The organism is Bacillus cereus group sp. N31 (genome assembly GCF_016483245.1).
In the GTDB taxonomy this organism is placed as follows: domain Bacteria; phylum Bacillota; class Bacilli; order Bacillales; family Bacillaceae_G; genus Bacillus_A; species Bacillus_A toyonensis.
In genome coordinates this window covers 1-25,686 of sequence record NZ_JAEHCH010000001.1, presented here as the reverse complement: position 1 = coordinate 25,686, position 25,686 = coordinate 1, and the positions used below count along the sequence as shown (strand labels likewise).

Here is a 25,686-nt window from a genome sequence, read left to right as displayed (position 1 = left end):
TGTTGTGGATTCATATATATTTTACTGTAAATGAAAAGAAAACTTGGCATAAGCCAAAAACTCTCTATTTTATTTTACAAAACCACTCATAGAATGACAACTTATCAAAATCGTCACCTTTGTCAATTCTACATTTATTACATTCTCATCGTCAAGTAGCGATTTGTCACATTATCGTCAATATATACGTGCTAATGGGAGCCAATTGAAGTTCCTTTCCTCTAAATGAAGAAATTGGCTCTATTTTCGCTTGCTTTTCGTTTACTAACACATGCCACGTTCCTTCTTTTGGAAGCTGCACCGTTTTAGCTTCCAAACCGCTATTAAATAAAACGACAATTTCTTTCCACGGCCCAAACAATTCTACATGCTCTAGGTGGTATGCAAGTACTTCTGTAGATGTTTGCAAAAAAGTCATATGCTTTTTTATAAGATCTGCGTTTTGTAATCGGAATGCCCCGTGCTCTTTGCGAATCGCAATTAACCCTTTTATATAGTTAACTGTCTCCATCTCTTTCTCTTTTTGATCCCAGTCTAATCGATTTACTTCATCATTTGCATTATAACTATTTTCATTTCCATTCTTCGTACGATAAAACTCTTGTCCTGCGTGTAAGAAAGGAATTCCTTGCGAAAGAATAACTATTGCGCTTGCTAGAAGGTGCCGTTTTTTCAAAATCTCTTCCGGTTCTTCATTACTGTGCACTAGTTTATCCCACATCGTCATGTTGTCATGACATTCTACATAGTTAATACTTTGTACTGGTTCTAGAAATAATCCTGTTTCTTTCACACTTAAAAGACTACCTGATGCTATATACTGTAAATGCTGACAGTCTACATGCCCACCAAACGCAAAACCACGTTTATTTACATTAAATGTGCTACCTTTTATTCCATCACGAAATTGATCATTAAACTGCGCGATATGTGGCATTTTTCTTGCATTATTTAACGTTGCTTTTTCCTCAAGAGGAAGCGGTGTTTGTAAATCCCATCCTTCTCCTAATAACAATGCGTCTCGCTTTATGTTTCGCACTTCTTTTTCTATTATGTTCATTGTATCAACATCTAAAATCCCCATTAAGTCGAATCGGAATCCATCAACATTGTATTCCGTCAGCCAATATAAAATAGACTCTATAATGAATTTCCTCATCATTTTTCGTTCAGACGCTATATCATTTCCAACTCCCGTCCCATTAGAAGGCATACCATCTTCGCCATGGCGAAAATAATAACCTGGAACAAGCTTTTCAAATGATGATAGTTCTCTTTCATAAACGTGATTATATACAACATCTATAACTACTCGGATACCGTTCTCATGAAATGTTTCAATCAATTGCTTACACTCTACTATCCTGTTATACGGATCAGCAAGGTTTGTAGCATAAAACCCCGTTGGCGTATTGTAATATAATGGATTGTAACCCCAATTATATGCGCCGGAAGGATTTGCCTCATCTACACCACCGAAACAAGATAACGGTAATAATTCAACATGTGTAACACCTAAATCTTTTATATGAGACAATCCTGTTAACGTCCCATTCCGTCCCGTCGTTCCCTCTTCCATCAACCCTCTATATGTTCCTTTTTTATTCACTCCACTATTTGGGTGAATAGTCGCATCACGAATATGCAGTTCATACAATATAGCATCTGTCATTGACTGTAATGGTGGTAATTCCTCTCGTCTCGTTACATTCGTCTTTTCCAAATCGATAACAACACCGTATTTCCCATTTGCAGTCGTTGACTTTGTGTATGGATCCACCGCTTCATTCCATATTAAATTAATACAGACGAGGAAGGTATATCGAGCCCCATCATGATCCCCTTGTAATGCATGAACCCAAACACCATTTTCTTCTCTATGCATGTCATAATCGGTATATTCTTTATCACTTTTATAAAATCTTACTTTTGCAAGCCTCGCAGTTGGAGCCCACACTTTAAATGTTGTTGCTTCTTTTTTGTATACAGCACCTAGATCTGTGCCTTCGTAATAATACTTCTCATCAAAAATTGCCGTTCGAATAACAGCGCCTATTTGTAAATCCGTTTCTTCGTTCCGTTCATCTCGTACTGTATAATACTTCCCCACATCTAGTGACTCTTCTATAAAGCACTCATACTTTGTTGCATCCGGAAGCGCAATAGTATGAGCAATCGGTAAATCTTTCACATTATTTCCTTCTTGCAAACGAAATGTCCGACTTGTTCCATACGCATGTGGGAGCAAAATTGTAATTTTATTCATTTCATCTAAATAGGCATCAAATGGACGTTTTACTTTCAACATAAAAAAATCACCATCATTCTCAAAATTAAAATAAAGTGAATCTTTAATCAATTCAGGGTATCCCCTGCTGATTATTAGCCCCCACCAATCGGGCCTTTGTGTGAGTATACGAGCTGCAAATAATAAAGCTTTTCTTATTAGCAAGACTCTATACAGTAACTCCATTATTCTCTATAGTATATTCACCTGTATAAAAAACGTTTTCATACATTCTATTTTTGTAGTTTTATTTCAGCAATCGATTTATATTTCGGTGTTTCCTTCACGTGAGATTCGTATAAAGTAATTGTATCCGCTTGAAATGATATTTCAGGCACTTCTTTTATATTTTCCAAATGAAACTTTCTTTCTCCCATCCATTTACGAGCAACAGTAATATGTGGATGATACGGACGTGTTTCTAAAGAAAACCCATTCCCTTCACAAATCGCATGCACTTGCTTTTGTAACTGAAACAACTCATGATTCTCACTTACCTTCGCCCAAAAAATACGTGGCCTGTCTTCCATGCCAAATGTTGAAAATCCTTGTAATGTGAAAGGTAGTTCCTTTTTTTCTATAAGTGTTTGTAATCCATTCTTTATTCCTTCTAATTGTTCCTCTGTCGCACTCCCTAAAAAGGAAAGGGTAATATGATAGTCTTCCTTATGTACCCACGAGCGAAATGGTAATTCCTCCTCCATATCCTCTTTATAATTAGAGAGCACTTCTTTTATATAATTTGGTAAAGTAATTGCGACAAAATAATGCGGCTCCATTTACATCATCTCCTTCTTTTTATTGTTGCTTTTCTTTCTTATCTCATTCAGTTAAAAAGAAGCCGCCCTCTAAAGTAGAGAGCGGTCATTATTCATATATCCTTTATTTCGCTAATTCATGAATTGCTTGCGCGTAAATTGCTGTTGCTTTTAATAAGTCTTCAATTTCAATGTACTCATCTTTTTGATGCGCAAGTTCTTCTTTTCCAGGGAATAGCGGGCCAAATGCAACGCCAGCTTTCAATGAACGGGCGTAAGTACCACCGCCGATTGCTAATAGCTCTGCTTTTTCTCCTGTTTGTTCTTCATACACGCGCTGCAGCGTACGAATTAATACGTGGTCTTTATCGACGTGATGCGGACGAGAGTTAGAATAATCCGCTACTTCAAATCCATGAATACTAACGTATTCTTTTAACTTCGCAATCATTTCTTCAAAGTTAGTCGTAACTGGGTAACGTACGTTTAACCCTAAGTTACCACCGTTTTCTTTCGTATAAGAAAGGCGACCGACATTCACTGTTAACGGACCGCTAACTTCGTCTTTATAAGCAATAGTAGCTTTTTCACCAAAAATATCACCAGTAAATGTTTTTGCTGCAAATGTCGCAAATGCATTTGCTTTTCCATCAAGTGAAACTGTAGTTAAGAAGTTTGCTAATAGTAAACCTGCATTTTCTCCTTTTTCTGGAGTAGATCCGTGCGCTGAAATTCCTTCTATTTGCAACGTCACTGTATTTCCTTCTATAGTTGAGTTCCCTATTTTTTTAGCCGTTTGTAAATACTCTTCATATGCTACTGTAAGTGCATTTACATCTTCTCCTGTAATAACCGCTTTTGCAAAATCAGGAACCATGTTTAAACGGCGGCCTGACTCAAATGAAACGAGTTCATATACACCTTTTTTCTCTTCACTACCATTTTGCACAACTTGTATATCAGAAATTCCTTTTTCTGCATTAATAATTGGAAAGTCCGCGTCTGGCGCAAAACCGATTGTTGGCATTTCTTCGTTTTTAAAGTAGTGATCTACACATTTCCAGTTACTTTCTTCATCTGTTCCTAAAATCATACGAACGCGTTTTGAAAGAGGCAACCCTAATTCTTTCACAATTTTCATCGCATAATAAGCTGCCATCGTTGGGCCTTTATCATCAATTGCACCACGTGCAAAAATCTTTCCTTCGCGAATATCTGCACTATATGCAGGAGTCGTCCAGCCATCTCCTTCTGGTACAACATCAACATGACAAAGAATACCTACTAGTTCTTCTCCTTGTCCCATTTCAAGATGACCTGCATAACCTTCTAAATTTTTAGAAGCAAAACCTTCTAATTCTCCTTTATGTAACATGAAAGATAAAGCTTTTTCTACACCTTCACCGAACGGTGCGCCCTCTTTCGCCGACTCTTCTTCCCACACACTTTTAATTTGCAAAAATTGTTGTGTATCACGAATTAAATCATCTTTTCGTTTTGCAACTTCTTCTGTCCAATTAATCGCTGACATCACGCATCCATCCTTCGCTATATTATCTCTTTCATCATAGCAAACCGAAATCCCTTATGCCATACACGAAAGTCAAATACCGAACAATTGTAATATTTCAGATATTTCCCATTAGTTTTTCTTTTATTTTTTCAAAAAATTTTGCAGGAATTTGGCGTTTTACGTAGAATTTTATGTGTTAGTTGACTGATCATATATACAATGTCAACTACCAATATTTTTCTATATGAAATTTTGTTAAACTTTTGTAAAATTTAAGTAGATTAAAGCATGAATTTTATCATGTAGAGTACAATGGTAGTAACGACCTTCTTTCCTGAATGGGGTCAAAAAAACTAGTAGAGGAGTGGTTTTCTCTTGAAACCTACAACTACTCGTATGCTAACACGCATTAAATCAATTTATATGTACATCAATGAAAACGGAACGGTAACGACGAAAGACCTTGTAGATGAGTTCGGGATCACACCGCGAACGATACAACGTGATCTAAATGTGTTGCAGTTTAATGAACTCGTGTATAGCCCTTGCCGCGGTAAGTGGACAACAACAGGAAAGAAAGTGAGAATGACCTCATAACGAAAAAATAATTGTATGTAAATAAATACATACCCCTTTCTAACTCATTAGAAAGGGGTCTTTTCTGCGCCTAAAAACAGGACTACTTCTCAGTATCTACTTGATATGTTTTTAACATTTCTATTTCTTCATCTGTTAGCTCTCGGTATTCTCCAAGTTCTAGTTCTTCATCTAATACTAACGGACCCATCTCTGTTCTCTTTAGGTAAACAACCTTTTTCCCTACTGCTTCAAACATGCGCTTCACTTGATGGAATTTTCCTTCTGTAATCACAAGCTCAATTTCAGAAATATCATCGCTTTTTAATATTGTAAGTGCGCCTGGTTTCGTTTCATAACCATCGTCTAAAATAACACCTTTAGCAAACTCTTTTACATCCTCTTCCGTTACAACTCCTGCAACGTGTGCATAGTATTTTTTCGGCACATGCTTTTTCGGAGATAATAATTGATGTGATAACTTCCCGTCATTTGTTATCAATAAGAAACCTTCCGTATCGATATCAAGTCGTCCAACTGGGAACGGATCAAAGATTGCATCTTCTAGTTCTAATAAATCTATTACTGTTTCGTGATTATCATCTTCTGTAGCTGAAATTACACCTTGTGGTTTATGCAGCATTAAATAAACAAACTCTTTATATTCTACAACTTCACCGTGAATCATAACTTCTTGCTCTTCTACATTTACATGAACCTTTGCATCTTTCACCGGCGTCCCATCAATCTTCACAACGCCGTCTTTCAATAATTTCTTTACTTCTTTTCTACTTCCGTATCCCATATTCGCTAATAATTTATCTAATCTCACGTTTTTCACCTTCTTTATTTATCATAGAAAAGGGGACGTATTTACGCCCCTTTTGATTTCAACTTTATTTTGAATCTACTGCCAAGTTTACGCTGGATTTTCTCTAACGCTTCTCCGCCAAATACCCTTTCAAGTACTCCTGTGCGAATTGCTAACAGACCGTAAACAAGACCACCAACACCTGCACAAATCGCAACTGTAATTAAAGCACCAATACGGCCATCTGGCGAAATCATGAAGGATAGAATCCACTGTGATAGTTTTACCGCCACGACCATTACAAGTGTTAATACTGCAATTTGGAATGTTCTCTTATATACAACACCAAATGAATAGTGTGCATGTTTTTGGATTTGTCTATTCGTATACCATACGGACGCTAAGAAACCGACTGCAGTAGCTAAAATCGCTCCTACTGTACCGAAATATCGAATAAAGATTACGTTACATACAAATTTCAAAATAACACCCATAACAAGTGCGACAATCGCATGTTTTTGTTGATTAATCCCTTGCAGAATCGCGGCTGTTACCGTAAATAAAGCAAATAACAATGCAACTGGTGCATACCACATTAACACTTGTCCACCTAATGGATCTGAATCGTAAAACGCAGTGTAAATTGGATAAGCCAGTGTTGAAATACCGACAACTGCTGGTAATGTTAAAAACATATTCGCCTGGAATGTTTGTGTAATTTGTAATTTTAAATAGCGATATTGTTTTTCCGTAAATGATTTTGTAATCGCTGGTACAAGCGTTAAACTAAACGCTGTTGCAAGCGATACTGGAATCATAATTAATTTATGCGTCCACATTGTGAAAATACCGAGCGCTCGCTCTGCGATATCACCTTGACCAATTGCCTGCATAATAGAGTTAAATGTCAATGTATCAATTTGTTGATATAAAGGAATTGTTAACCCAATTACAACGTAAGGAATTGCATACGCAAATAACTCTTTAAACAATTGAACGGTACTTACTGTCGATTCTGGTACAGTTTGTTCAATTAAATATTGATCCAAATATTTTTTACGTTTTAACCAGTACCAAATTAATACGCCGAGTGCTCCAACTGCTGAAACGAATGCAGCGAATGTCGCAACTCCGACTGCCGTTGCTACTGTACCGCCAAGTATTTTAATAACGATGAAACTACCCGCTAGTAAAAAGACGATACGAATAATTTGTTCAATAATTTGTGACACCGTAGTCGGTCCCATCGATTGGTGACCTTGGAAATAACCACGAATCAAACTTGCTGCCGGTACAACAATAAGTGCGAAACTTACGAGGCGAATAATCGTCGTAACTTCTTCTACCTTATTTTGTAAACTTTGTTTACCAAGCATTGCTTCTGCAAATAATGGTGCGGTCATGTACAGTACTAAGAAGGAAAGAACTCCTGTTACTATCATCATAACCATTCCCGAGCGGAACATTCTTCGGCTCGTTTTATAATCTCCAAGTGCATTATATTTGGAAACAAACTTTGAAACAGCAAGCGGCACCCCTGCCGTTGCAATACTTAAAAATATCGTATATGGAATATATCCATATGTATAGAGCGTTCCGCCTTCTGTGCCTACTAATGCATGAAACGGAAAGACGTAAATCATGCCTAAGAACTTTACTAAAAATGTCCCTAACGTCACAATAAGCGTTCCGCGCAGAAATTTTGAATCGGACATACGAAAATCCTCCTACTTCCTATATAACGCTGAACTCTAACTTTTGTATTGTACCACAATTCTCCCCTCAAGCAGTACTTCACTCTATTTTTCTTTTAAGGGAAAACATGCTATTCTTTTAGGCAGGAAATGTAGAAAATGAGGTCGATATATTATGCATTATGATGTTATTGTAATCGGTGGCGGGCCTTCTGGGCTAATGGCTGCAATCGGTGCTGCAGAAGAAGGCGCAAATGTCTTACTTCTTGATAAAGGAAATAAACTAGGGCGCAAACTTGCGATTTCTGGTGGTGGTCGTTGTAACGTAACGAACCGTCTACCACTTGATGAAATCGTTAAACATATACCAGGAAACGGCCGCTTCTTATACAGCGCTTTTTCTATTTTTAATAATGAAGATATTATTACATTCTTCGAAAATCTCGGGGTAAAATTGAAAGAAGAAGATCATGGCCGTATGTTCCCTGTATCAAACAAAGCGCAATCGGTAGTAGACGCACTTTTAACACGATTAAAAGATTTAGGTGTAAAAATCCGTACGAATACACCTGTTGAAACGATTGAATATGAAAATGGTCAAACGAAAGCAGTTGTATTACAAACAGGCGAAGTGTTAGAAACGAATCACGTCGTTATCGCTGTTGGCGGAAAATCTGTTCCTCAAACTGGTTCTACTGGAGACGGATACGCTTGGGCTGAAAAAGGTGGTCATACAATTACAGAATTATTCCCAACAGAAGTACCAATCCTTTCAAACGAGCCGTTTATACGTGATCGCTCATTACAAGGTCTTGCTTTACGTGATATAAACTTAAGCGTATTAAACCCGAAAGGAAAAGCTATCATTTCTCACAAAATGGACATGCTCTTCACTCATTTCGGCCTATCTGGTCCTGCTGCTCTTCGCTGTAGTCAATTCGTCGTGAAAGCACTGAAAAAGTTTAAAACGAATACAATACAAATGAGTATTGATGCATTACCAGAAGAAAATAGCGAGCAACTATTCCAGCGCATGCTGAAACAAATGAAAGAAGATCCGAAAAAAGGAATTAAAAACGTGTTAAAAGGATACGTTCCCGAGCGTTACTTCCTATTCTTATTAGAAAAAAATGAAATTGACGGTAGCGAACAAGCTGGACAAGTTTCTCATGAAAAGATTCGTGCACTTGTGAAAGACTTTAAAGAATTTACTGTGAATGTAAATGGTACGCAGTCAATTGAAAAAGCATTCGTTACTGGCGGAGGCGTATCTGTTAAAGAAATTAATCCGAAAGAAATGTCTTCTAAATTCACGAATGGCTTATATTTCTGCGGAGAAGTTCTTGATATTCACGGTTATACGGGCGGTTATAACATTACATCTGCTCTCGTTACTGGTAGAATTGCTGGAACTACAGCTGGAGAAAATGCGAAAATGCAATATTAAAAAAGAAACAGGATTCCTGTTTCTTTTTTTATAGGTACACGAAATTATATCGGTGATTCTGCAAATATATCAGCGATTCCACGACTTATATCAGCGATGTTTCAAAAATATCAGCGATTCTGCAACTTATATCGGCGATTTCTCAAATATATCGACTTACCGACAATAAGCGACAAATATACACTCCTCCTAACTTCCCATTACTTATTTGTTGCTTTATATACCTTAGTACCTTTATATTTTATATTGTTGAATATTTAAAAAAGGGTAAGGGGAAAACATATGAGAAAAAAAGTCATGGTGTCTTTAATGCTAATGACGTTTCTTTCTGCCGTAGAAGGAACGATTGTTAGTACAGCAATCCCTCGTATAACGAGTGATTTGTCAGGCGTCGAACTTGTTAGCTGGGTTTACGCAATTTATATGCTTGCCACAGCGGTTTCGACTCCAATATACGGAAAATTGGCTGATTTATTCGGTCGTAAAAAAGTTCTACTTATCGGAGCTACAATCTTTTTAATCGGCTCTGCACTTTGCGGTGTCGTTACATCGATGGAACAATTAATCTTCTTCCGTGCTCTTCAAGGTATAGGCGCTGGCGCTGTTATGCCAATCACAATGACGATTATTGGAGACTTATATAGCGAAGCGAAAGACCGCGCGAAAGCACAGGGCTGGATGAGTGCCGTTTGGGGTGTATCTGGTGTTGTCGGGCCGTTAGTAGGTGGTTTTTTAGTTGATTCTCTTTCTTGGCGCTATATTTTCTTCTTAAACGTTCCTTTCGGAATTATCGCTTGCTTAATGTTTGCCACTTCTTATAAGGAATCTGTTAAGTCTGCCGCCAAGCAGCATATCGACTATCTTGGTGCGACAGTCTTCTCATTAAGTACAATTGCTTTACTATACGCATTATTAACAGGTAGCAGTAAGCAAAACTGGGGAGACATTACAATCATCGGTCTATTAATCTTTGCGGCTGTGTCATTCATTATTTTCTTATACATCGAGAAAAAATCTCCGGAACCATTAATTCCGCTAGCACTTTTCTCTAACCGTACATTATCTACGATAAACATATTAACTCTTATTGCCGGTGCGATGATTATTAGTATTACAATGTACCTTCCAATTTGGAGCCAAGGTGTATTAGGAAAAAATGCGACAGAAGCTGGACTCATTTTAATGCCAATTCCTGTTATGTGGACATTCGGTGCTATGTTCTCCGGTAACTTAGTTGGCAAATTACAAACGAAACAAATTATTTTACTTGGAGCTAGCATTTTATCAGTTGCCACCTTCTTATTATTTACATTGTCAACAAATTCACCATCATTCCTTATTTATGTTGCAGTCGGATTATTCGGCTTAGGCATGGGGCTTGTGACACCTATTTACATGGTAACAATTCAAGCAGCCGTACCAGCTCATACACGCGGAACAGCCGTTGGTTTAAACACATTTATTAACACATTTAGTCAAACGTTAGGTGCTGCAATATTCGGTACAATCTTCAATACGATGATTCACGCACGCGGTATTAAAAACCTTGATCTTGTATCTGGCGGACACGGCGGAACTACAGCAAACGTAGCAACTGAATCACAATCTGCATTAGCAGCAAGTGTACACGTTATTTATATGAGTACTTTCGTATTAGCAGTATTTACATTAATTATTGCTTGGCTCTTATTAAAACCAGCTACACAAACAAGTGAGCAATAATAAAGAGGATGACCCAAATGGTCATCCTCTTTTATTCTTCATTTTCCACAATATGTTTAAGCACGGACAATTTATTATCCCAAAATCGTTCATAATATGAGAGCCACTGCTTTAATTCTTCTAACGGCTCCGGCTGCAAACAATATATCTTCTCTCTTCCACTCTTTCTTCCACTTACTAAATTCGCTTCTGAAAGAATATGAAGATGCTTCACAACAGCCGTACGACTCATCGGAAAATGATCCGTTATTTTTGAAATTGGTAACTCTTTATCACTTAATAACCGTAACACTTCTCGGCGGGTCGGATCAGCAATTGCTTGAAATACATCATATTTCGCTGCTGACGAAGACATTTATCCTTCAACAACCTTTTTCAGTTTTTCATTTACAATCGCTACCCAGCCGCCATTCATTCTATCGCGAATAATAGAGCTCTTCGCATTCGCTTTCGGCAGAATTTCATCAGGATGTTTCCAACCGCCGTGAATTAATGTAAATTCTGTTTTATTCTCTCCTAAGTCTCTCAAATGGAATGAAACAACCCAGCCATCTGTGTCCCACGAGAAAGATAAATGGTTTGGTTCATCAATTTCTAACACTTTACATGGTGACGGTCCAAATGGTGATTGAACATGAAACTCATGTCCTACCTCTAATTCAAAATCATTCGGCATAAACCATGATGCAATTCCTTCTGCAGTTGACACTACATTCCATACTTTTTGAATAGACGCGTTAAAAACGATTGTTTGTTTAATATCGTTTAATGTATTTTGTTGAGTCATTTTTTTAGCTCCTTTATCCGGCATTAAAACATAACACCTTTTAGTTTTATTTGAATGATATAACACCTTTTAGTTTCATGTCAACACTAATTCTTTTTACCGTTGAGAAATTCTCAACATTTTTTCAACAGGACAAACACCTTCTCAGCATTCCCTCATAATATACTCACAAAGGCAATAAAAAATAAAAACTTCTCTCAACATGAAACTCCATCATTCATATTGAAAGAAGTGCCTTACTTATATCATGCGTACATCGTCTCTCCTCCTTCCCTCAAGAGGCAATACGCAAGATATAAAAAATCAGAAGGAATATGCCCACCATTTGAGTAGGTAGTTATTTCTCTTCTCCTCAACATTTCCTTAGGAGCGAAATGACTACCGACTCACTTTTTTCAAACAAAATAAAAAGGGTAACTAACTGTTACGATTTATTTAACCAATTATAACCAAAGTTAATTAAATATATCAGTAAGCCCTGCTAGTCAAGTGATTGGCTAGTAGTGAGGGTTAACTGCGGGCAATCCCTAAAGCTGATTGAACTACAACGTGGCTAGAAATGGCGAGCGTGAATGTTGCGAAAGCAGAAAAAATCAATCAGATGATGCAAGGTTAAATCCTAAACATTAGAACAATGGGTCTTCCGCCTCGAATCATCTAAGTCAAAATGGATAAGATGAACGTTCAACGACTATCTCGTATAACTGACGAGAGTACACCACAAGCCTATGGTGGTGGAAAAATCCTCTATCTCTAAAGAGATAAACATATAGTCTGCGCTCATGTGAAAACATGAGAAGTTCATAAGAGAACTGGCTAAGGAATTGCGCCCTTAGTTGAACGAGATACATTTAATTAAATCTATCAAACCTCATTGAATATATCGAACGTATGTGCTATGGTGAATTCAATGAGGTAAGGATAATAATGAAATTTTTACGAGTTAGTCAAGTATCAGAATTAACAGGTTTGCATCCGAGTGCTCTCAGGAGAATGCTAGTGGAACACGCTACTATTCAGAAGAACAAATCTTTCATTAAAGGAGTTAAATTCTGATGATATTGGCGAAGAAAGTCAGACTAATTCCAACGCCTGAACAAGAAAAAGTGCTTAGAAACCATGCTGGCGCTGCAAGATTCGCTTATAACTATTGTAAAAGAATGAGTGATAGATACTATAAGCTATTTGGAAAATCTGTTTCACAGTTAGCTTTACAGAAACGATTTACAAAGATCAAGAAGCGAAAGAGATATGAGTGGTTAAATGACATCAATGCACAAGTTCCTAAACAGGCTTCAAAAGATTTTGATACGGCGAGGAAAAATTCGTTCAAAAAGTACAAAAATGGTTTTCACACTTCTTATAAATCTAAAAAAGATTTAATCCAGGGATTTTATGCCAATTATGAAAGACTGATTATAGGAAAAAAGTAGTTCATATTCAGTCTATTGGAGAAGTGAAAACAAGCCAACAACTACCAAGGAACAAAAAAACATCAAATCCAAGAGTTACCTTTGATGGTCGTCACTGGTGGATTAGTGTAGGGTTTGAAGAATCCTTTGAATTCCAAGAACTAACCGATGAGTCGATTGGTGTGGATGTTGGTTTAAAAGAGCTTTTTGTAGCTTCTAATGGTATGAAAGAACGAAATATAAACAAAGATGCTAAGGTTAAAAAACTTTTGAAAAGGAAAAAGTCAGCACAAAGAGATATGTCTAGGAGATTTAAAAAAGGTGTAAAAATTCAATCTGTCGGATATGAAAAAGCTAAAGCTGAGCACCTGCGGTTATCTAGGAAAATTACGAATATCCGAAATAACCATATCCATCAAGCAACAGCTACATTGGTGAAAACCAAACCAATGAGGATTGTTGTGGAAGACTTATCTATCTAAAACCTGTTAAAAAACAAAAAACTATCAAAAGCATTTTCATTTCAAAAATTAAACTTCTTCTTTCAATGTTTATCATACAAGTGTGAGAAGTACGGCACTGAGTATGTAAAAGCTGATAAATGGTTCGCCTCAAGTAAGATTTGCTCATGTTGCGGCGTTAAATACGACCATTCAGTCCAACCAGAAGGACAGTGGAGTTTAAAAATACGTGAGTGGCGTTGTGTTAGGTGCAATAGCCATCATGATAGGGATGTAAATGCTGCGATAAATTTATCAAGATGGGTAAAATAAATGCTTGATAATAGGAGGTAACGATACTGCCTCGTGTGGAGTGTTATACCCCTCGTCCCTTCGGGGGTGCGAGAACACGATGAAGCACTAACTTGTGTAAATTTGATTGAATTATATAGATTTAGTTAAGTTTATCGTATCGGGATGAAAGCTATGTTCTATTGCATTAACTGTTCTGACATTCACCATGAAAAACATCCGAATGATAAAGTATTCAAAAACGGTTTTTATATTGATCCATTTTTAGGTGATCGTTATCACCTTGGTATGTGTAAAGATGCCCAAGATCATGAAACAGAGGCAAATCTTTTAACGACAAAGAAATTAGGCGCACCCCAATCTATTATGAACGTATTACCAACCCATGTTGTCCCAACATAAAGCATAAAAAAGAGCTGGCTCACCCAGCTCTTTTTTATGCTTTATAAACAATCATTGCTGAAAAACAATAAATTTGGTTTTCATCATCGTTAATAGAAACACCAACTTGGTACTTAATATCTACAAAGTGACTATCATCAATCTTTTTCAAAAACACATTTACAGCGTCTTCTAAGTCTTTTTCGTGACTTTCATCAAACACTTTCACACGAATCATGTTAACACCATCCTAGATCGCAGCCCTCCGCCGCTTGATTATTGCCACGGTGCGTATCTATGATGCGATAAAACTTTCCATTTTCATATATATATCCGTCTTCTAACACATATTGTTTATCTTCAGTATAGACATAAAACTTACCTATCATAAATTTACTCGTATATAATTCCAAATAATTTGATCTAAATTTAGCTACAACTTTATTTGTAATATCAATTTTTATTGTGTGCCCCACCTTCTCTCCCTCCTTTGCAAAGAACGGATTTAGGTATATTGTATTAGCGATTTTACATTTTATGCTTAAAAATAAGTGGATATGCCCCTTCTTCACCCTGTACTATTTTTCTAAAAAAGTCACCTATATTTATTTCACATAAAACCATAAAAAAAATACATAAAAAAAGACCTTTTACATATTGACTCAAATGTATTCAATATGGTATTATATAAAATTTGACATTTTTACGAACTTATGTTATCATTAAAAGTGGTTACCACATATGGAGGTGGATGATTTGTTTCAAATTGGTGATAAAATCGTTTATCCAATGCACGGTGCAGGAATTATCGAAGCAATTGAAGAGAAAGAAATATTAGGTACTTCACGTCAATATTGTGTGATACGCATCATTAGTAAAGATATGCAAGTAATGCTTCCGATGGAACAATTAAAAAAATCAGGTATTCGTTATATCGTTGATCGAGGTACGTTAGATGATATACTTCTTGAATTTCAAAACGGGGAGTCAGACCCATCACTCTCATGGAAACAAAGATATACAATGAATATGGAAAAAATGAAAAATGGCAATTTACAAGATAGCGCAGAAGTGGTTCGGGATTTACTTCGCCGTAATAAAGAGAGAACATTAAATGCGAGTGAAAAACAAATGCTAGATAATGCACGAAAAATGATGATCAGCGAAGTCGCGCTCGTACAAAATGTTACTGAACATCAAGCAACAGAATTTCTTCAAGATACAATTAATCACTAAATTTAAAATAGCTGGCCGCTATTTTTTTTGTAAAAAAAGGACGAAGAGTTTTATCTCTTCGTCCTTTTATATTACCCACGCCCAGCTTGAAACGATGGATATAACGTCATTCCACCATCTGCAAATAGCGTAATTCCCGTTACATAACTCGCCTCTGATGAAGCAAGCCAAGTTGCTACCGCTGCAATTTCTTCCGGTTTTCCAATATAGCCCATCGGTATCATACTTTCTACGTCAGCCCGCTGTTTTGGATCAGCAAACTTTTCGGCATTAATTGGCGTATTAATTGCACCTGGTCCAATATTATTTACTCGAATACCTTTTGGTGCATATTCTAGCGCTAACGTTTCTGTCATAAGTTTTATGCCACCCTTACTTGCTGCATAGTGCACAAATAGTGGCCACGGAATTTTCTCATGAACACTAGACATATTAATGACAGACCCTTTAATATCATGTTCTACAAAATATTTAATCGCTTCTCTACTTCCTAAGAAAGCACCTGTTAAATTTGTATTGATTACTTTATTCCAATCTTCAAGTGGCATTTCATGCGATGGTACTGCATTTTCTATCCCTGCATTATTAATCATAACGTCGAGCGTACCAAATTCTTTCACAGCAGATTGAATGAGATTCACAACATCTGATTCGACGGTTACATCACCTTTTACAGCAATCGCTTCTCCGCCTACCTTTTTAATTTCTTCTAACACATCATTCGCTTCTGAATCTCGTGAGCGATAGTTAATAACGACCTTTGCTTTCTCCTTAGCAAACCTTACTCCCATCGCTCTTCCGAGACCCGTTGCTGATCCTGTAATAACGACGACTTTCCCTTCTAAATCACTATACATTTCAATACCTCCTTAACCTTTTGCAATTCCTAACATAATTCCAGCTGCAATAATAAAAACGATCCCAACAACGATACCTGTTAATTGACGTTTCGTTTTTCTTTCGCCTAATATAAGAATCCCGCCAAGCGTCGAAATAACAATTCCCATTTGCGATAGTGAAAAGCTTGTTGCGACTCCGACACGCGGCTGCGAAATGAATAAAAACATATTTCCAGCTGCCCAAATTAATCCTGGAATAATATTTCGTATCGCATATTTATTAAATGGATGATGTTTAAACGTAAGTAAAATACCTCCTAACACCATACCAACTGCTTGTGGTAATAAAGCCGACCAACCATCTACGTTAAATAGCCTAATAACTACTACGTAAACTAAATAACCGACTGTTGAAATTAATAAAATTATGATGCCCCTTTTAAAATTTGCTGCTTGCTCTGCATTTTTTTCTTCTTCACTTTGAAGTGACGTTAAAATAACACCGATAAGAATACAAACGAGCGCTAAAATTCCAAGGACGACTGAAATTGTCGTGGACCATTCATGAAATACGATAACGCCAAATAAAGTCGTCGCAACTAATTGCAGTCCTGTTGAAATTGGCATCGTCCTCGAAACACCCATTAAATCAATACTTTTCAATTGATTCGCCTGACCAAGTGCCCAAAATAAACCTGACACAATTCCAACTCCAATAACGGTAGGAGTTAATACTGGCTTTACAAAAATATAAACAACAATCGAGAAAATAAGTGCACCAAGCGTTGTGCCAAGCGTTTGACTATACGGTCCACCGCCCAGTTTCACGTTAAATAGCACAATACTTCCCCAAAATATAGCTGGTAAAATCGCTAAAAATATATCCATGGCTCATTACCTTTCTTTACGAAATGTCATCAGTTACCGCTCTACACCGTTAGAGTGTGCTTTCATTTTTTCCTTCGCTTGTGCGCAAACATTTTCTGCGATCGCACTAGAAACATTTTTTTCTCTTTCCACTTTCTTGATCTTTATGTGATCTAAATTATCTTCCAAAGTAAGTGTAACTTTGTCATTTGGCGGATTATGTGCACCTTGAAAAGTAAGAAATTGTAGCGTCACTTCAAATCGAGGAACGAATTCATCTTTCTTGCCGAGACGCTCTATATTTATAACTGAATCACATTCATATTGATCTTCTGTCGCTTGCCTTATAACGGAGTAATATCGATTTAAGAGCGCACTCTCTAAAAGTTGTTCTTTCGATTCTTTCGCCAAAGAGTCGCTTGGAGAAAAGAGAAAGATAGAACATATCATCGTCATCATTACACATATTTTTTTCATAATGCCCTCCTTGTTCTATAAATTAGTGTTCTCAAAAATACCATAAAAAAACGACTTCCCCTATTCAGGAAAGTCGTTTTAATGAATCCAATATTAACCACCGCTCACTGGCGGTATGAGTGCAACAACATCACCAGATTGAATTTTATCATCTTCATTTGCGTATTCTTCATTAATTGCAACCATAATTGGCGCTGATACTGGTACATTATATTCATTGGCAACAATATCTTTTAACTCTGCAACCGTAATATTTTCTTTCTCTATTCGTAATTCACTTGTTCCTGCTTCTTCTTGCAAGTGCGCAAATAACAATACTCGAATCATACTTATAACTCCTTCCCAGGCTCTCCCGCCGGATATGGCGTTTTTTCTAATTGGTCACCAATCCACGAGTCACCATCTTCCCAAAACTCCTTTTTCCAAATGGGAACAATTTGTTTTATGCGTTCCATAATATATTCATTCGCTTCATAAGCCGCTTTACGATGCGGTGTTGAAACAGCCACAACAACCGCGATATCAGAAATTTGCAATGTACCGATGCGATGCGTAATCGCAACGTGTGTATCTGGCCATTTCTCCTTCACTTCTGAGCCGATTTTCTGTAGCATCTTTTCTGCCATCGTCTTATAAGCGACATACTCTAAGTATAATGTACGACGCCCTTTCGTAAACTCCCTAACCGTTCCAATAAACGTTGTAACAGCACCGCATTCACGGCGAATTACTTTCTTCGCTACCTCTTCAATCGAGATTTCTGTATCAATTAGTTCATAATATGTATTTATCATTTCGCACTCCTAACCGTTTGTAAAAACCAGTCTATGTACAACTTTTCTTCTGTTATATGAAATACTTTATATTCTTCTCGTAAATTTACCGGCGCATTATACCACGTAATGACCGCTACTACATTTTCTACTTTATGTACAAGTTCAATGTCTTCCGCAGAACGAAGTAACACTACTTTCGGATAGTTCTCTTTTTTATAGCCCTCTATTAAAATTGTATCCACTTCAAAAAACTCATATAAGCGAATAATTTCTTGTAAGGACCATTCCTCTCTTAACGAAGAAAGTGAAAGTAATCCCGCACCTTCTACACTACTTACGACAGCACCGGCTTTTCTGTGTCTTTCACTATCTTTTTGTGCTACTTCTGGAAAACCTCCGTGCCCGTGATGTTTAATTGTAGCAACTTTCATTTCGCTTTCGGCTAAAGCATGCACCACTTTCTCTACAAGTGTTGTTTTCCCGCTATTTTGATACCCTACTATTTGTATGATTGAAGAGGCTTTGCCCAAGGCCAATCACATCCCTCCGAATACTCTAACAATAATACGGATACTTTCATCCCTGCCTCAAATCCTCTCGTTCCTCCAGGCAACACGATAAACGCATTTGCATCCGCAAGTGAAGATACCGCACTCGATTTATCTAAACCGACCGGCATCGCTTGTAATGCCCCATCCACGATCGTCACGTTTGCTCTTACGAAACGAGTAAATGGATTTGGCTTTGGAAAATCTTTTTGTAAAATAGCATCAGCTCTATATACGTGAGGCTCCTTCGCATACAAATACGTTTTTATAATCGGATGCACAAATAATTCAAAGCCTACATAACAAGCAGACGGATTCCCTGATAAACCGAAAAGTAACTTTCCATCAACTTCAGCTACTGTCGTTACACTTCCTGGTCTCATCGCTATTTTATTAAAGAGGACATTCGCCTGTAATCTTTCATATATAGCTGGTAAGTAGTCATAATCTCCTACCGAAACACCGCCTGTTGTAATTAAAATATCAACCTCATCCATCGCTGATTGAACAGCTGTAAAACATGCATCTAGCTCATCAGCCAGTTGGCCATAATATCGGGCCTTTCCACCAGCTTTCATAATTTGAGCGGCAATCATATAAGAGTTACTATTTCTAATCTTTCCTGGTTCTAACGACTCGTGTACTTCTAGTAATTCACTCCCTGTCGTTACAATACCGACAACAGGCTGTTTTACAACTTTCACAGTACTATATCCAAACGTCGCTAATAGCGCAGCAACACCTGGATTAATTGCAACACCTTTCTTAACGAGAACTTGATTTTGTTTTATATCTTCTCCTTTAAATGACACATTGTCACCACTATTAAAAGGACGCTTTAACCTCATATATGTTTTTCCGTTCTTCTCAAATCCTTCTGTCAGTTCTAGCATTACGACTGCATTGCAATCCTCTGGAATAGCTGCTCCCGTCATAATACGAACTGCTTCAAAAGAGCCTACCTCTTCTACAAAAACAGACCCCGCTCCAATTTCTCCTATCACTTCAAATTCAACTGGATTCTCTTGATTCGCTTCTTTCGTATCTTCTGCTCGAATTGCGAAACCATCGTAAGGAGAACGATCAAAATGAGGAACGTCATGATCTGAGACAACTTCTTCTCCAAGAATTCTCCCGTAACTTTCCGTAATAGAAACTTCTTCTACTTCACCATGCTTCGCATATTTCATTACCCGCTCTACTGCCTCAGCAACTTGAATTGGAATTCGTTTTTCTACCATCGTTTCTCACCCCATATTTGCAATTTTTTTTATCTCGATTAAACTTTATATATTAAACAGAAATTACTTCAAGGAGGAATTCCATGTCTTCATTCACACACTTTAATGACCAAGGACGCGCGAAGATGGTTGATATAAGCGACAAAAAAACAACCGTTCGAACAGCAATTGCGTGCTCTAGCATTGTAGTTACGAAAGAAATTTACGATAAAATCTCTCACAATGAAATTGGGAAAGGTGACGTATTAGCAGTTGCCCAAATCGCAGGCATTATGGCTGCAAAACGCACTTCTGATATTATCCCAATGTGCCATCCTTTATTATTAAAAGGTGTTGACGTTTCTTTCGATTGGAAACAATCAGAAGAACAATATCGATTACTTATTGAAGTAAAAGTTAAAACAGAAGGTAGCACTGGCGTTGAAATGGAAGCTTTAACAGCTGCTTCTGCTACGGCTCTTACCGTGTATGATATGTGTAAAGCTGTTGATAAAGGTATGATTATTGGTGAAACGTACTTACTTGAAAAAACAGGTGGAAAAAGTGGAGATTATACGAGAAATTCGTAATCCTCTCCGTTGAACCTAAAGGATTTCCTTTAGGTTCAACCTATATATCTTGCATATAAACTTTTCGCTACATTCATATCATTTGTCCCATGAATAAACGCCCTACCATCTGTAAATAGAACAAATCGATATTCTTCTATCGGGAATGATAATAAATAAGGTGTTGCCTTTACCTCTACACTTTTTTGTAAGCGCTTTTTAATTTCTTCTAAATTAAAATCTTTCCGCATCCCTGGACGAATTTGTACTGTATTCCGCCCACATAACACTTCCGTTTTCGTTTGTGCTTCAAATGTTAAACTCGGATATGTACGTAATCTTCCACAAGATAAACACGTATCTTTTTTCTGCCTATTTACTTTAAATGCCATCTGCTGATTATTCCAAAGGTCAAACGATAGCATCGTTTCACGAAGCGCACCAAAGTCTTCTACTAATATTTTCAACGCTTCTGTTATTTGATGCGCAACTACTAACTGCACCGCTGGCTGTATAATACCAACTGTATCACATGTTGCTCCACTCGCCGGATGCTCCATTAAACAGCGGAAACACGGTGTTTTCCCTGGTAAAATTGTATAAGTCACTCCGTAACTTCCGACACAACCACCATATATCCACGGAATATTATACTTTTGTGAAATATCATTAATGAGAAGACGCGTTTCAAAATTATCTGTCGCATCTAATATTAAGTCTACACTATTCACTAGTTCTTCCATTTCTTGCACCGTTACATCAGTTACAACTGGATTAATTTCCACCTCAGAATTAATCGCTTTTAAATGTTCTGCTGCCGCTACCGCCTTCGGTTTATACTGCTTTGCATCTTCTTCTGTATATAATTGTTGTCTTTGTAAATTGCTCCATTCTACATAATCGCGATCTGCAATCGTTACTTTTCCAACACCTGCTCTAACAATCGCTTCTGCATTTGCCGCACCTAGGGCACCAGCGCCGATAATAAGCACATGCTTCTCTCTTATTTTTCGCTGCCCTTCTTCTCCAACACCAGGAAATAACATTTGTCTTGAATATCGCTCCTGCATACGATAGCCCCCTTCCTTATCCTCCTATATAAGACATTTCAATTTTCGGACGATTTTTTGCACTTTCTTCTGTCCGTTCATCTGAATATCTATCTTTTCTATTCATCCATACATCTTGTATAACATGTAATAGCTCTTCATCCGAAAGGTTATCTCTAAGAAGTTCCCTTATATCCAATCCTTCCGTCGCAAACAAACAAGTATAGAACTTTCCATCCGCCGAAATTCTCGCTCTCGTACAAGAAGAACAAAACGACTCAGAAACAGAAGTAATAAAACCGACCTCTACATTTGTTCCAACATACCGATATCGTTTCGCAACTTCACCAAAATAATGCGCTTCAGCTTGCTCAAGCGGATACACTCCATGAATCGTCTCAATTAATTCCCGCTTCGTAACTACTTGATCAAAATTCCATCCATTCGTACTACCAACGTCCATAAACTCAATAAATCTAAGCGTGATTCCTTGTTCTTTAAAATATGCAGCCATCGGTAGTACTTGATGATCGTTCATCCCTTTTTTCACAACCATATTTACTTTTACTTCAAGCCCTGCCTCTTTTGCTGCTATAATGCCCTTAATCACAGGTTTCGTATTAATATTTCGACCATTAATATTTCTAAATGTATCATCATCTATCGCATCTAAACTAACATTCACTCTATGTAATCCAGCTTCTTTTAATGCCTTCGCTTGCTTCGTTAAATGAATCGCATTTGTCGTTAACCCTATATCTACTAGCCCGTCAATTTTCACGAGACGTGCAATAAGTTTTGTTAAATCTTTACGAAGCAGTGGTTCGCCACCAGTAAGTCTAATTTTTCGTACACCGATGCTAACAAACACTTTTGCCAAACGTTCAATTTCATCAAACGTCAGTAAAAACTCATCTTTCAAAAAAGCATAATCAGGCCCAAATACTTCTGCTGGCATACAATATGTACATCTAAAATTGCAACGATCAATGACAGATATGCGTAAATCTTGAAGTGGGCGTCCAAAAAAGTCTTTAACCATCTCCTGCATCGCCACCCTCCCTTTCTGCCAAATTTCTTTCTTTTCATTCTATTATAATATATTTTCGAACTGCGATGTTTTTGCTACGGTGAATAAAGTGAAACTTTAAACCATAGGAAGTTATCCATTCCCCTCTGATTAGCGAGAATTACTCTCAAATACTGGGATAAAAAAACCTTGAAACATAAAAGTTCCAAGGTTTTCTACTTATTAACTTAATCTAATAATCGTTAGAGTAGCTCCTGGCGTTGCCGTAGACAATGTAGCCAGTGCAACTACTCCAAATAATTGCAAACTAATAGCAGCTCCAGCAGGCAAGTTAGCAATTATTGGTGCACTAAATGAACCAGTAGCCACTGTCGGGGCGTTTATCGTTCCCGCAAGCGGACTGCCATTTACAGTTATACGCGAACTTACAACTAATCCTGCTGTTAAATTAATTGTATAGGCTATATAATAGTTTCCTGCATTCGCAACTGTAAATACAGTATTTCCACCACTAACGGTTATTCCTGGTCCAATATTTTGATTGTTTGGTAATGGGATATTTGTACCGCCTAATAAAACAGAAATAACACTTCCTGATGTATTATTCGCAAATGCATACGTTGCAGTTGTACTAACTCCAGTCGCCCCTGTCGCTCCAGTGGCTCCAGCTCCGGTTGGACCTGTATCTCCAGTTGGACCTTGTGAACCGGTTGCTCCTGTTGCCCCCGTTGGACCTTGGATTCCTTGCGGGCCTTGAATTCCTTGGGGACCTGTCGCTCCGGTTGCTCCTGTAGCTCCCGTTGGACCTTGAATTCCTTGCGGGCCTTGAATTCCTTGTGGGCCTTGTGGGCCGGTCGGACCTATGTCACCTTGCGGACCTTGGATTCCCTGTGGGCCTTGTGCTCCGGTTGCCCCCGTCGCTCCTTGGATTCCTTGAGGACCTTGTGGACCTTGAATTCCTTGTGGGCCGGTTGGACCTATGTCGCCTTGTGGGCCTTGAATTCCTTGGGGACCTTGTGCTCCGGTTGCCCCCGTTACTCCTTGGATTCCTTGGGGACCTTGAATACCCTGTGGACCGGTTGGACCTATCTCTCCTTGAACACCTTGGATTCCTTGCGGACCCTGTAAACCCGTCACTCCGGTTGCTCCCGTTGCTCCTGTCGCTCCTGCCACTCCAGTTGAGCCTGTCGCCCCGGTATCTCCTGTTACTCCTGTCGCACCTGTTGCTCCTATCGGGCCAGGTGGTCCACCTGATGGACCTGTCACTCCCGCCGGACCTGATGGCCCCGTTGGGCCAGTCGGTCCTGCTGGTCCTCCTGACGGGCCAGTCACCCCTGTTGGACCGGTTACTCCTGTTGGACCGGTAGTTCCTTCTCCCGTCGCTCCGGTTGCCCCCGTATCTCCTGTTGCTCCCGTCGGACCTTGTATCCCTTGAATTCCTTGTGGGCCTTGCACTCCTTGCGCACCTGTTGCTCCTTGAATCCCTTGAATTCCTTGCACTCCCTGTGTCCCCATCGGACCGGTTGGACCAATCGCCCCTTGTACACCTTGCACTCCTTGGGGACCCTCTGGACCGGTTGCTCCTATTTCCCCTTGTATCCCTTGAATTCCAGTTGCTCCTTGTGCTCCAGTTGCTCCCGTTATCCCTTGCACACCTTGGATTCCCTGTATTCCTTGTGGACCTTGTGGGCCGGTTGCTCCTACCGGTCCTTGAATGCCTTGTATCCCCTGAGGACCCTCTGGACCCGTTGCTCCAACTGGCCCTTGAACACCTTGTATTCCTTGCGGGCCCTGAAGTCCCTCTGGGCCTTCTGGACCTGTTGGGCCTATCTCTCCTTGTATCCCTTGGATTCCAGTTGGACCTTGTGGCCCAGTCGGACCTATGTCACCTTGCGGACCTTGGATTCCCTGTGGGCCTTGTGCTCCTGTTCCCCCTGTCGCTCCTTGGATTCCTTGAGAACCTTGTGGGCCTTGAATTCCTTGGGGGCCGGTTGGACCTATGTCGCCTTGTGGGCCTTGAATCCCTTGCGGACCTTGATCTCCAGTGGCCCCCGTTACTCCTTGAATTCCTTGGGGACCTTGAACACCTTGGGGACCCGTCGGACCTATCTCTCCCTGCACTCCTTGGATTCCTTGCGGACCTTGTAAACCCGTCACTCCGGTTGCTCCCGTTTCTCCTGTCGCTCCTGTCACTCCAGTTGAGCCTGTCGCCCCGGTATCTCCTGTTGCTCCAGTTACACCTGTTGCTCCTGTCGGGCCAGGCGGTCCACCAGATGGACCTGTCACTCCCGCCGGACCTGATGGCCCTGTTGGACCGGTCGGTCCTGCTGGTCCTCCTGACGGGCCAGTCACCCCTGTTGGACCGGTTACTCCTGTTGGGCCTGTAGTGCCTTCCCCTGTCGCCCCGGTTGCTCCCGTATCTCCTGTCGCTCCCGTCGGACCTTGTATCCCTTGAATTCCTTGTGGTCCTTGCACTCCTTGTGCACCTGTTGCTCCTTGAATCCCTTGTATTCCTTGCACTCCTTGTGCGCCCATCGGACCTGTTGGACCAATCCCCCCTTGAGCACCTTGTACTCCTTGGGGACCCTCTGGACCGGTTGCTCCTATTTCCCCTTGTATCCCTTGAATTCCAGTTTCTCCTTGTACTCCTGTTACTCCCGTTATCCCTTGCACACCTTGTATTCCCTGTATTCCTTGTGGGCCTTGTGGGCCCGTTGCTCCTACCGGTCCTTGTATGCCTTGTATCCCCTGTGGCCCCTCTGGACCCGTTGCTCCAACTGGACCTGGCACTCCTTGTATTCCTTGCGGGCCTTGAAGTCCCTCTGGGCCTTCTGGACCTGTTGGGCCTATCTCACCCATCGGACCTTGTATCCCTTGAACTCCTTGTGGTCCCGTTGCTCCTGATGGACCTGGTACTCCTTGTATACCTTGTGGA

At 39.2% G+C, this 25,686-nt stretch carries 25 protein-coding genes and 1 pseudogene; 7 read left to right on the top strand and 19 right to left on the bottom strand.

The features are described from left to right. Positions 1-166: 166 nt before the first annotated feature. The 3 genes from pulA to pepV form a co-directional block, all read right to left on the bottom strand. Positions 167-2,308 (bottom strand): type I pullulanase, encoded by a 2,142-nt coding sequence (gene pulA / locus JDS81_RS00135; RefSeq protein WP_097955267.1) that lies wholly within the window; start codon positions 2,306-2,308, stop codon positions 167-169. A 212-nt stretch (positions 2,309-2,520) separates the two neighbouring features. Further along, positions 2,521-3,066, bottom strand: a complete 546-nt coding sequence (gene thpR / locus JDS81_RS00130; protein WP_097955268.1) for an RNA 2',3'-cyclic phosphodiesterase — start codon at positions 3,064-3,066, stop codon at positions 2,521-2,523. Positions 3,067-3,169: 103 nt separating this feature from the next. Continuing rightward, a complete protein-coding gene (gene pepV / locus JDS81_RS00125; protein WP_001274243.1) occupies positions 3,170-4,576 on the bottom strand; it encodes a dipeptidase PepV in 1,407 nt (468 codons plus the stop codon). A gap of 357 nt (positions 4,577-4,933) precedes the next feature. Here pepV and JDS81_RS00120 point away from each other — a divergent pair, with 357 nt between their 5' ends. Continuing rightward, positions 4,934-5,155 carry a DeoR family transcriptional regulator gene (locus JDS81_RS00120; protein WP_000805512.1) on the top strand — a complete coding sequence of 74 codons (222 nt, stop codon included), beginning with the start codon at positions 4,934-4,936 and terminating at the stop codon, positions 5,153-5,155. Positions 5,156-5,237: 82 nt separating this feature from the next. On the opposite strand, the gene JDS81_RS00115 is transcribed toward JDS81_RS00120, so the two are convergent. Both JDS81_RS00115 and JDS81_RS00110 read right to left on the bottom strand, forming a co-directional pair. Beyond that, entirely contained in the window at positions 5,238-5,966 is a 729-nt protein-coding gene (locus JDS81_RS00115) for a pseudouridine synthase (protein ID WP_097955270.1), read from the bottom strand. Positions 5,967-6,007: 41 nt separating this feature from the next. Then, positions 6,008-7,660, bottom strand: a complete 1,653-nt coding sequence (locus tag JDS81_RS00110; protein ID WP_001284037.1) for a putative polysaccharide biosynthesis protein — start codon at positions 7,658-7,660, stop codon at positions 6,008-6,010. Between the two features lie 154 nt (positions 7,661-7,814). Between JDS81_RS00110 and JDS81_RS00105 the strand changes: the two genes are divergently transcribed. After that, positions 7,815-9,086 carry a BaiN/RdsA family NAD(P)/FAD-dependent oxidoreductase gene (locus JDS81_RS00105; RefSeq protein ID WP_000558865.1) on the top strand — a complete coding sequence of 424 codons (1,272 nt, stop codon included), beginning with the start codon at positions 7,815-7,817 and terminating at the stop codon, positions 9,084-9,086. Positions 9,087-9,368: 282 nt separating this feature from the next. After that, entirely contained in the window at positions 9,369-10,808 is a 1,440-nt protein-coding gene (locus JDS81_RS00100) for an MDR family MFS transporter (RefSeq protein ID WP_001228036.1), read from the top strand. A gap of 31 nt (positions 10,809-10,839) precedes the next feature. Here the strand turns inward: JDS81_RS00100 and JDS81_RS00095 are convergent, their stop codons facing one another. Next, entirely contained in the window at positions 10,840-11,163 is a 324-nt protein-coding gene (locus JDS81_RS00095; protein WP_000098843.1) for an ArsR/SmtB family transcription factor, read from the bottom strand. Then, positions 11,164-11,595, bottom strand: coding sequence for an SRPBCC family protein (locus tag JDS81_RS00090; RefSeq protein ID WP_033661377.1), 432 nt, complete (start codon positions 11,593-11,595; stop codon positions 11,164-11,166). Between the two features lie 1,055 nt (positions 11,596-12,650). Here JDS81_RS00090 and JDS81_RS30240 point away from each other — a divergent pair. Together JDS81_RS30240 and JDS81_RS00075 are read left to right on the top strand one after the other, a co-directional pair. After that, positions 12,651-13,780, top strand: a pseudogene (locus JDS81_RS30240) (RNA-guided endonuclease InsQ/TnpB family protein). 153 nt (positions 13,781-13,933) lie between these two features. After that, on the top strand, positions 13,934-14,161 hold the full coding sequence (locus JDS81_RS00075) for a DUF3973 domain-containing protein (RefSeq protein WP_000498976.1): 228 nt from the start codon (positions 13,934-13,936) through the stop codon (positions 14,159-14,161). Positions 14,162-14,195: 34 nt separating this feature from the next. Here JDS81_RS00075 and JDS81_RS00070 read toward each other — a convergent pair whose 3' ends face one another. Together JDS81_RS00070 and JDS81_RS30235 are read right to left on the bottom strand one after the other, a co-directional pair. Next, the gene (locus tag JDS81_RS00070; RefSeq protein ID WP_000621749.1) at positions 14,196-14,378 is read right to left on the bottom strand and encodes a sporulation protein Cse60; all 183 of its coding nucleotides are present in this window, start codon (positions 14,376-14,378) and stop codon (positions 14,196-14,198) included. A gap of 1 nt (position 14,379) precedes the next feature. Then, positions 14,380-14,616 (bottom strand): DUF2553 family protein, encoded by a 237-nt coding sequence (locus tag JDS81_RS30235; RefSeq protein ID WP_000510185.1) that lies wholly within the window; start codon positions 14,614-14,616, stop codon positions 14,380-14,382. Between the two features lie 265 nt (positions 14,617-14,881). Between JDS81_RS30235 and JDS81_RS00060 the strand changes: the two genes are divergently transcribed. After that, positions 14,882-15,376: a CarD family transcriptional regulator gene (locus tag JDS81_RS00060; RefSeq protein WP_000451446.1), complete on the top strand. Its 495-nt coding sequence runs from the start codon at positions 14,882-14,884 to the stop codon at positions 15,374-15,376. Between the two features lie 71 nt (positions 15,377-15,447). On the opposite strand, the gene JDS81_RS00055 is transcribed toward JDS81_RS00060, so the two are convergent. From JDS81_RS00055 to moeA, 7 genes are all read right to left on the bottom strand, one after another. After that, positions 15,448-16,233 (bottom strand): glucose 1-dehydrogenase, encoded by a 786-nt coding sequence (locus JDS81_RS00055; protein WP_000286694.1) that lies wholly within the window; start codon positions 16,231-16,233, stop codon positions 15,448-15,450. Positions 16,234-16,245: 12 nt separating this feature from the next. After that, positions 16,246-17,103 carry a glucose uptake protein GlcU gene (glcU, locus tag JDS81_RS00050; RefSeq protein WP_000350875.1) on the bottom strand — a complete coding sequence of 286 codons (858 nt, stop codon included), beginning with the start codon at positions 17,101-17,103 and terminating at the stop codon, positions 16,246-16,248. A 33-nt stretch (positions 17,104-17,136) separates the two neighbouring features. After that, positions 17,137-17,559, bottom strand: a complete 423-nt coding sequence (locus JDS81_RS00045; protein ID WP_097954864.1) for a DUF3888 domain-containing protein — start codon at positions 17,557-17,559, stop codon at positions 17,137-17,139. Between the two features lie 93 nt (positions 17,560-17,652). Next, positions 17,653-17,886, bottom strand: a complete 234-nt coding sequence (moaD, locus tag JDS81_RS00040; protein ID WP_000621781.1) for a molybdopterin converting factor subunit 1 — start codon at positions 17,884-17,886, stop codon at positions 17,653-17,655. Between the two features lie 2 nt (positions 17,887-17,888). Next, positions 17,889-18,353: a molybdopterin synthase catalytic subunit MoaE gene (gene moaE, locus JDS81_RS00035; protein ID WP_097954863.1), complete on the bottom strand. Its 465-nt coding sequence runs from the start codon at positions 18,351-18,353 to the stop codon at positions 17,889-17,891. After that, a complete protein-coding gene (gene mobB / locus JDS81_RS00030) occupies positions 18,350-18,871 on the bottom strand; it encodes a molybdopterin-guanine dinucleotide biosynthesis protein B (RefSeq protein ID WP_141499575.1) in 522 nt (173 codons plus the stop codon). Before mobB ends, moaE begins: the two co-directional genes overlap by 4 nt. Then, the gene (gene moeA, locus JDS81_RS00025; RefSeq protein ID WP_097954861.1) at positions 18,835-20,124 is read right to left on the bottom strand and encodes a molybdopterin molybdotransferase MoeA; all 1,290 of its coding nucleotides are present in this window, start codon (positions 20,122-20,124) and stop codon (positions 18,835-18,837) included. Before moeA ends, mobB begins: the two co-directional genes overlap by 37 nt. Before the next feature lie 83 nt (positions 20,125-20,207). Here moeA and moaC point away from each other — a divergent pair, with 83 nt between their 5' ends. After that, entirely contained in the window at positions 20,208-20,693 is a 486-nt protein-coding gene (moaC, locus tag JDS81_RS00020) for a cyclic pyranopterin monophosphate synthase MoaC (RefSeq protein WP_000094153.1), read from the top strand. Between the two features lie 35 nt (positions 20,694-20,728). Here the strand turns inward: moaC and JDS81_RS00015 are convergent, their stop codons facing one another. The 3 genes from JDS81_RS00015 to JDS81_RS00005 form a co-directional block, all read right to left on the bottom strand. Further along, a complete protein-coding gene (locus JDS81_RS00015; protein ID WP_097954860.1) occupies positions 20,729-21,742 on the bottom strand; it encodes a molybdopterin-synthase adenylyltransferase MoeB in 1,014 nt (337 codons plus the stop codon). 16 nt (positions 21,743-21,758) lie between these two features. Then, on the bottom strand, positions 21,759-22,772 hold the full coding sequence (gene moaA, locus JDS81_RS00010) for a GTP 3',8-cyclase MoaA (protein WP_001157125.1): 1,014 nt from the start codon (positions 22,770-22,772) through the stop codon (positions 21,759-21,761). Between the two features lie 201 nt (positions 22,773-22,973). Beyond that, the gene (locus JDS81_RS00005; RefSeq protein WP_472926271.1) at positions 22,974-25,610 is read right to left on the bottom strand and encodes a BclA-related collagen-like exosporium protein; all 2,637 of its coding nucleotides are present in this window, start codon (positions 25,608-25,610) and stop codon (positions 22,974-22,976) included. Positions 25,611-25,686: the final 76 nt, after the last annotated feature.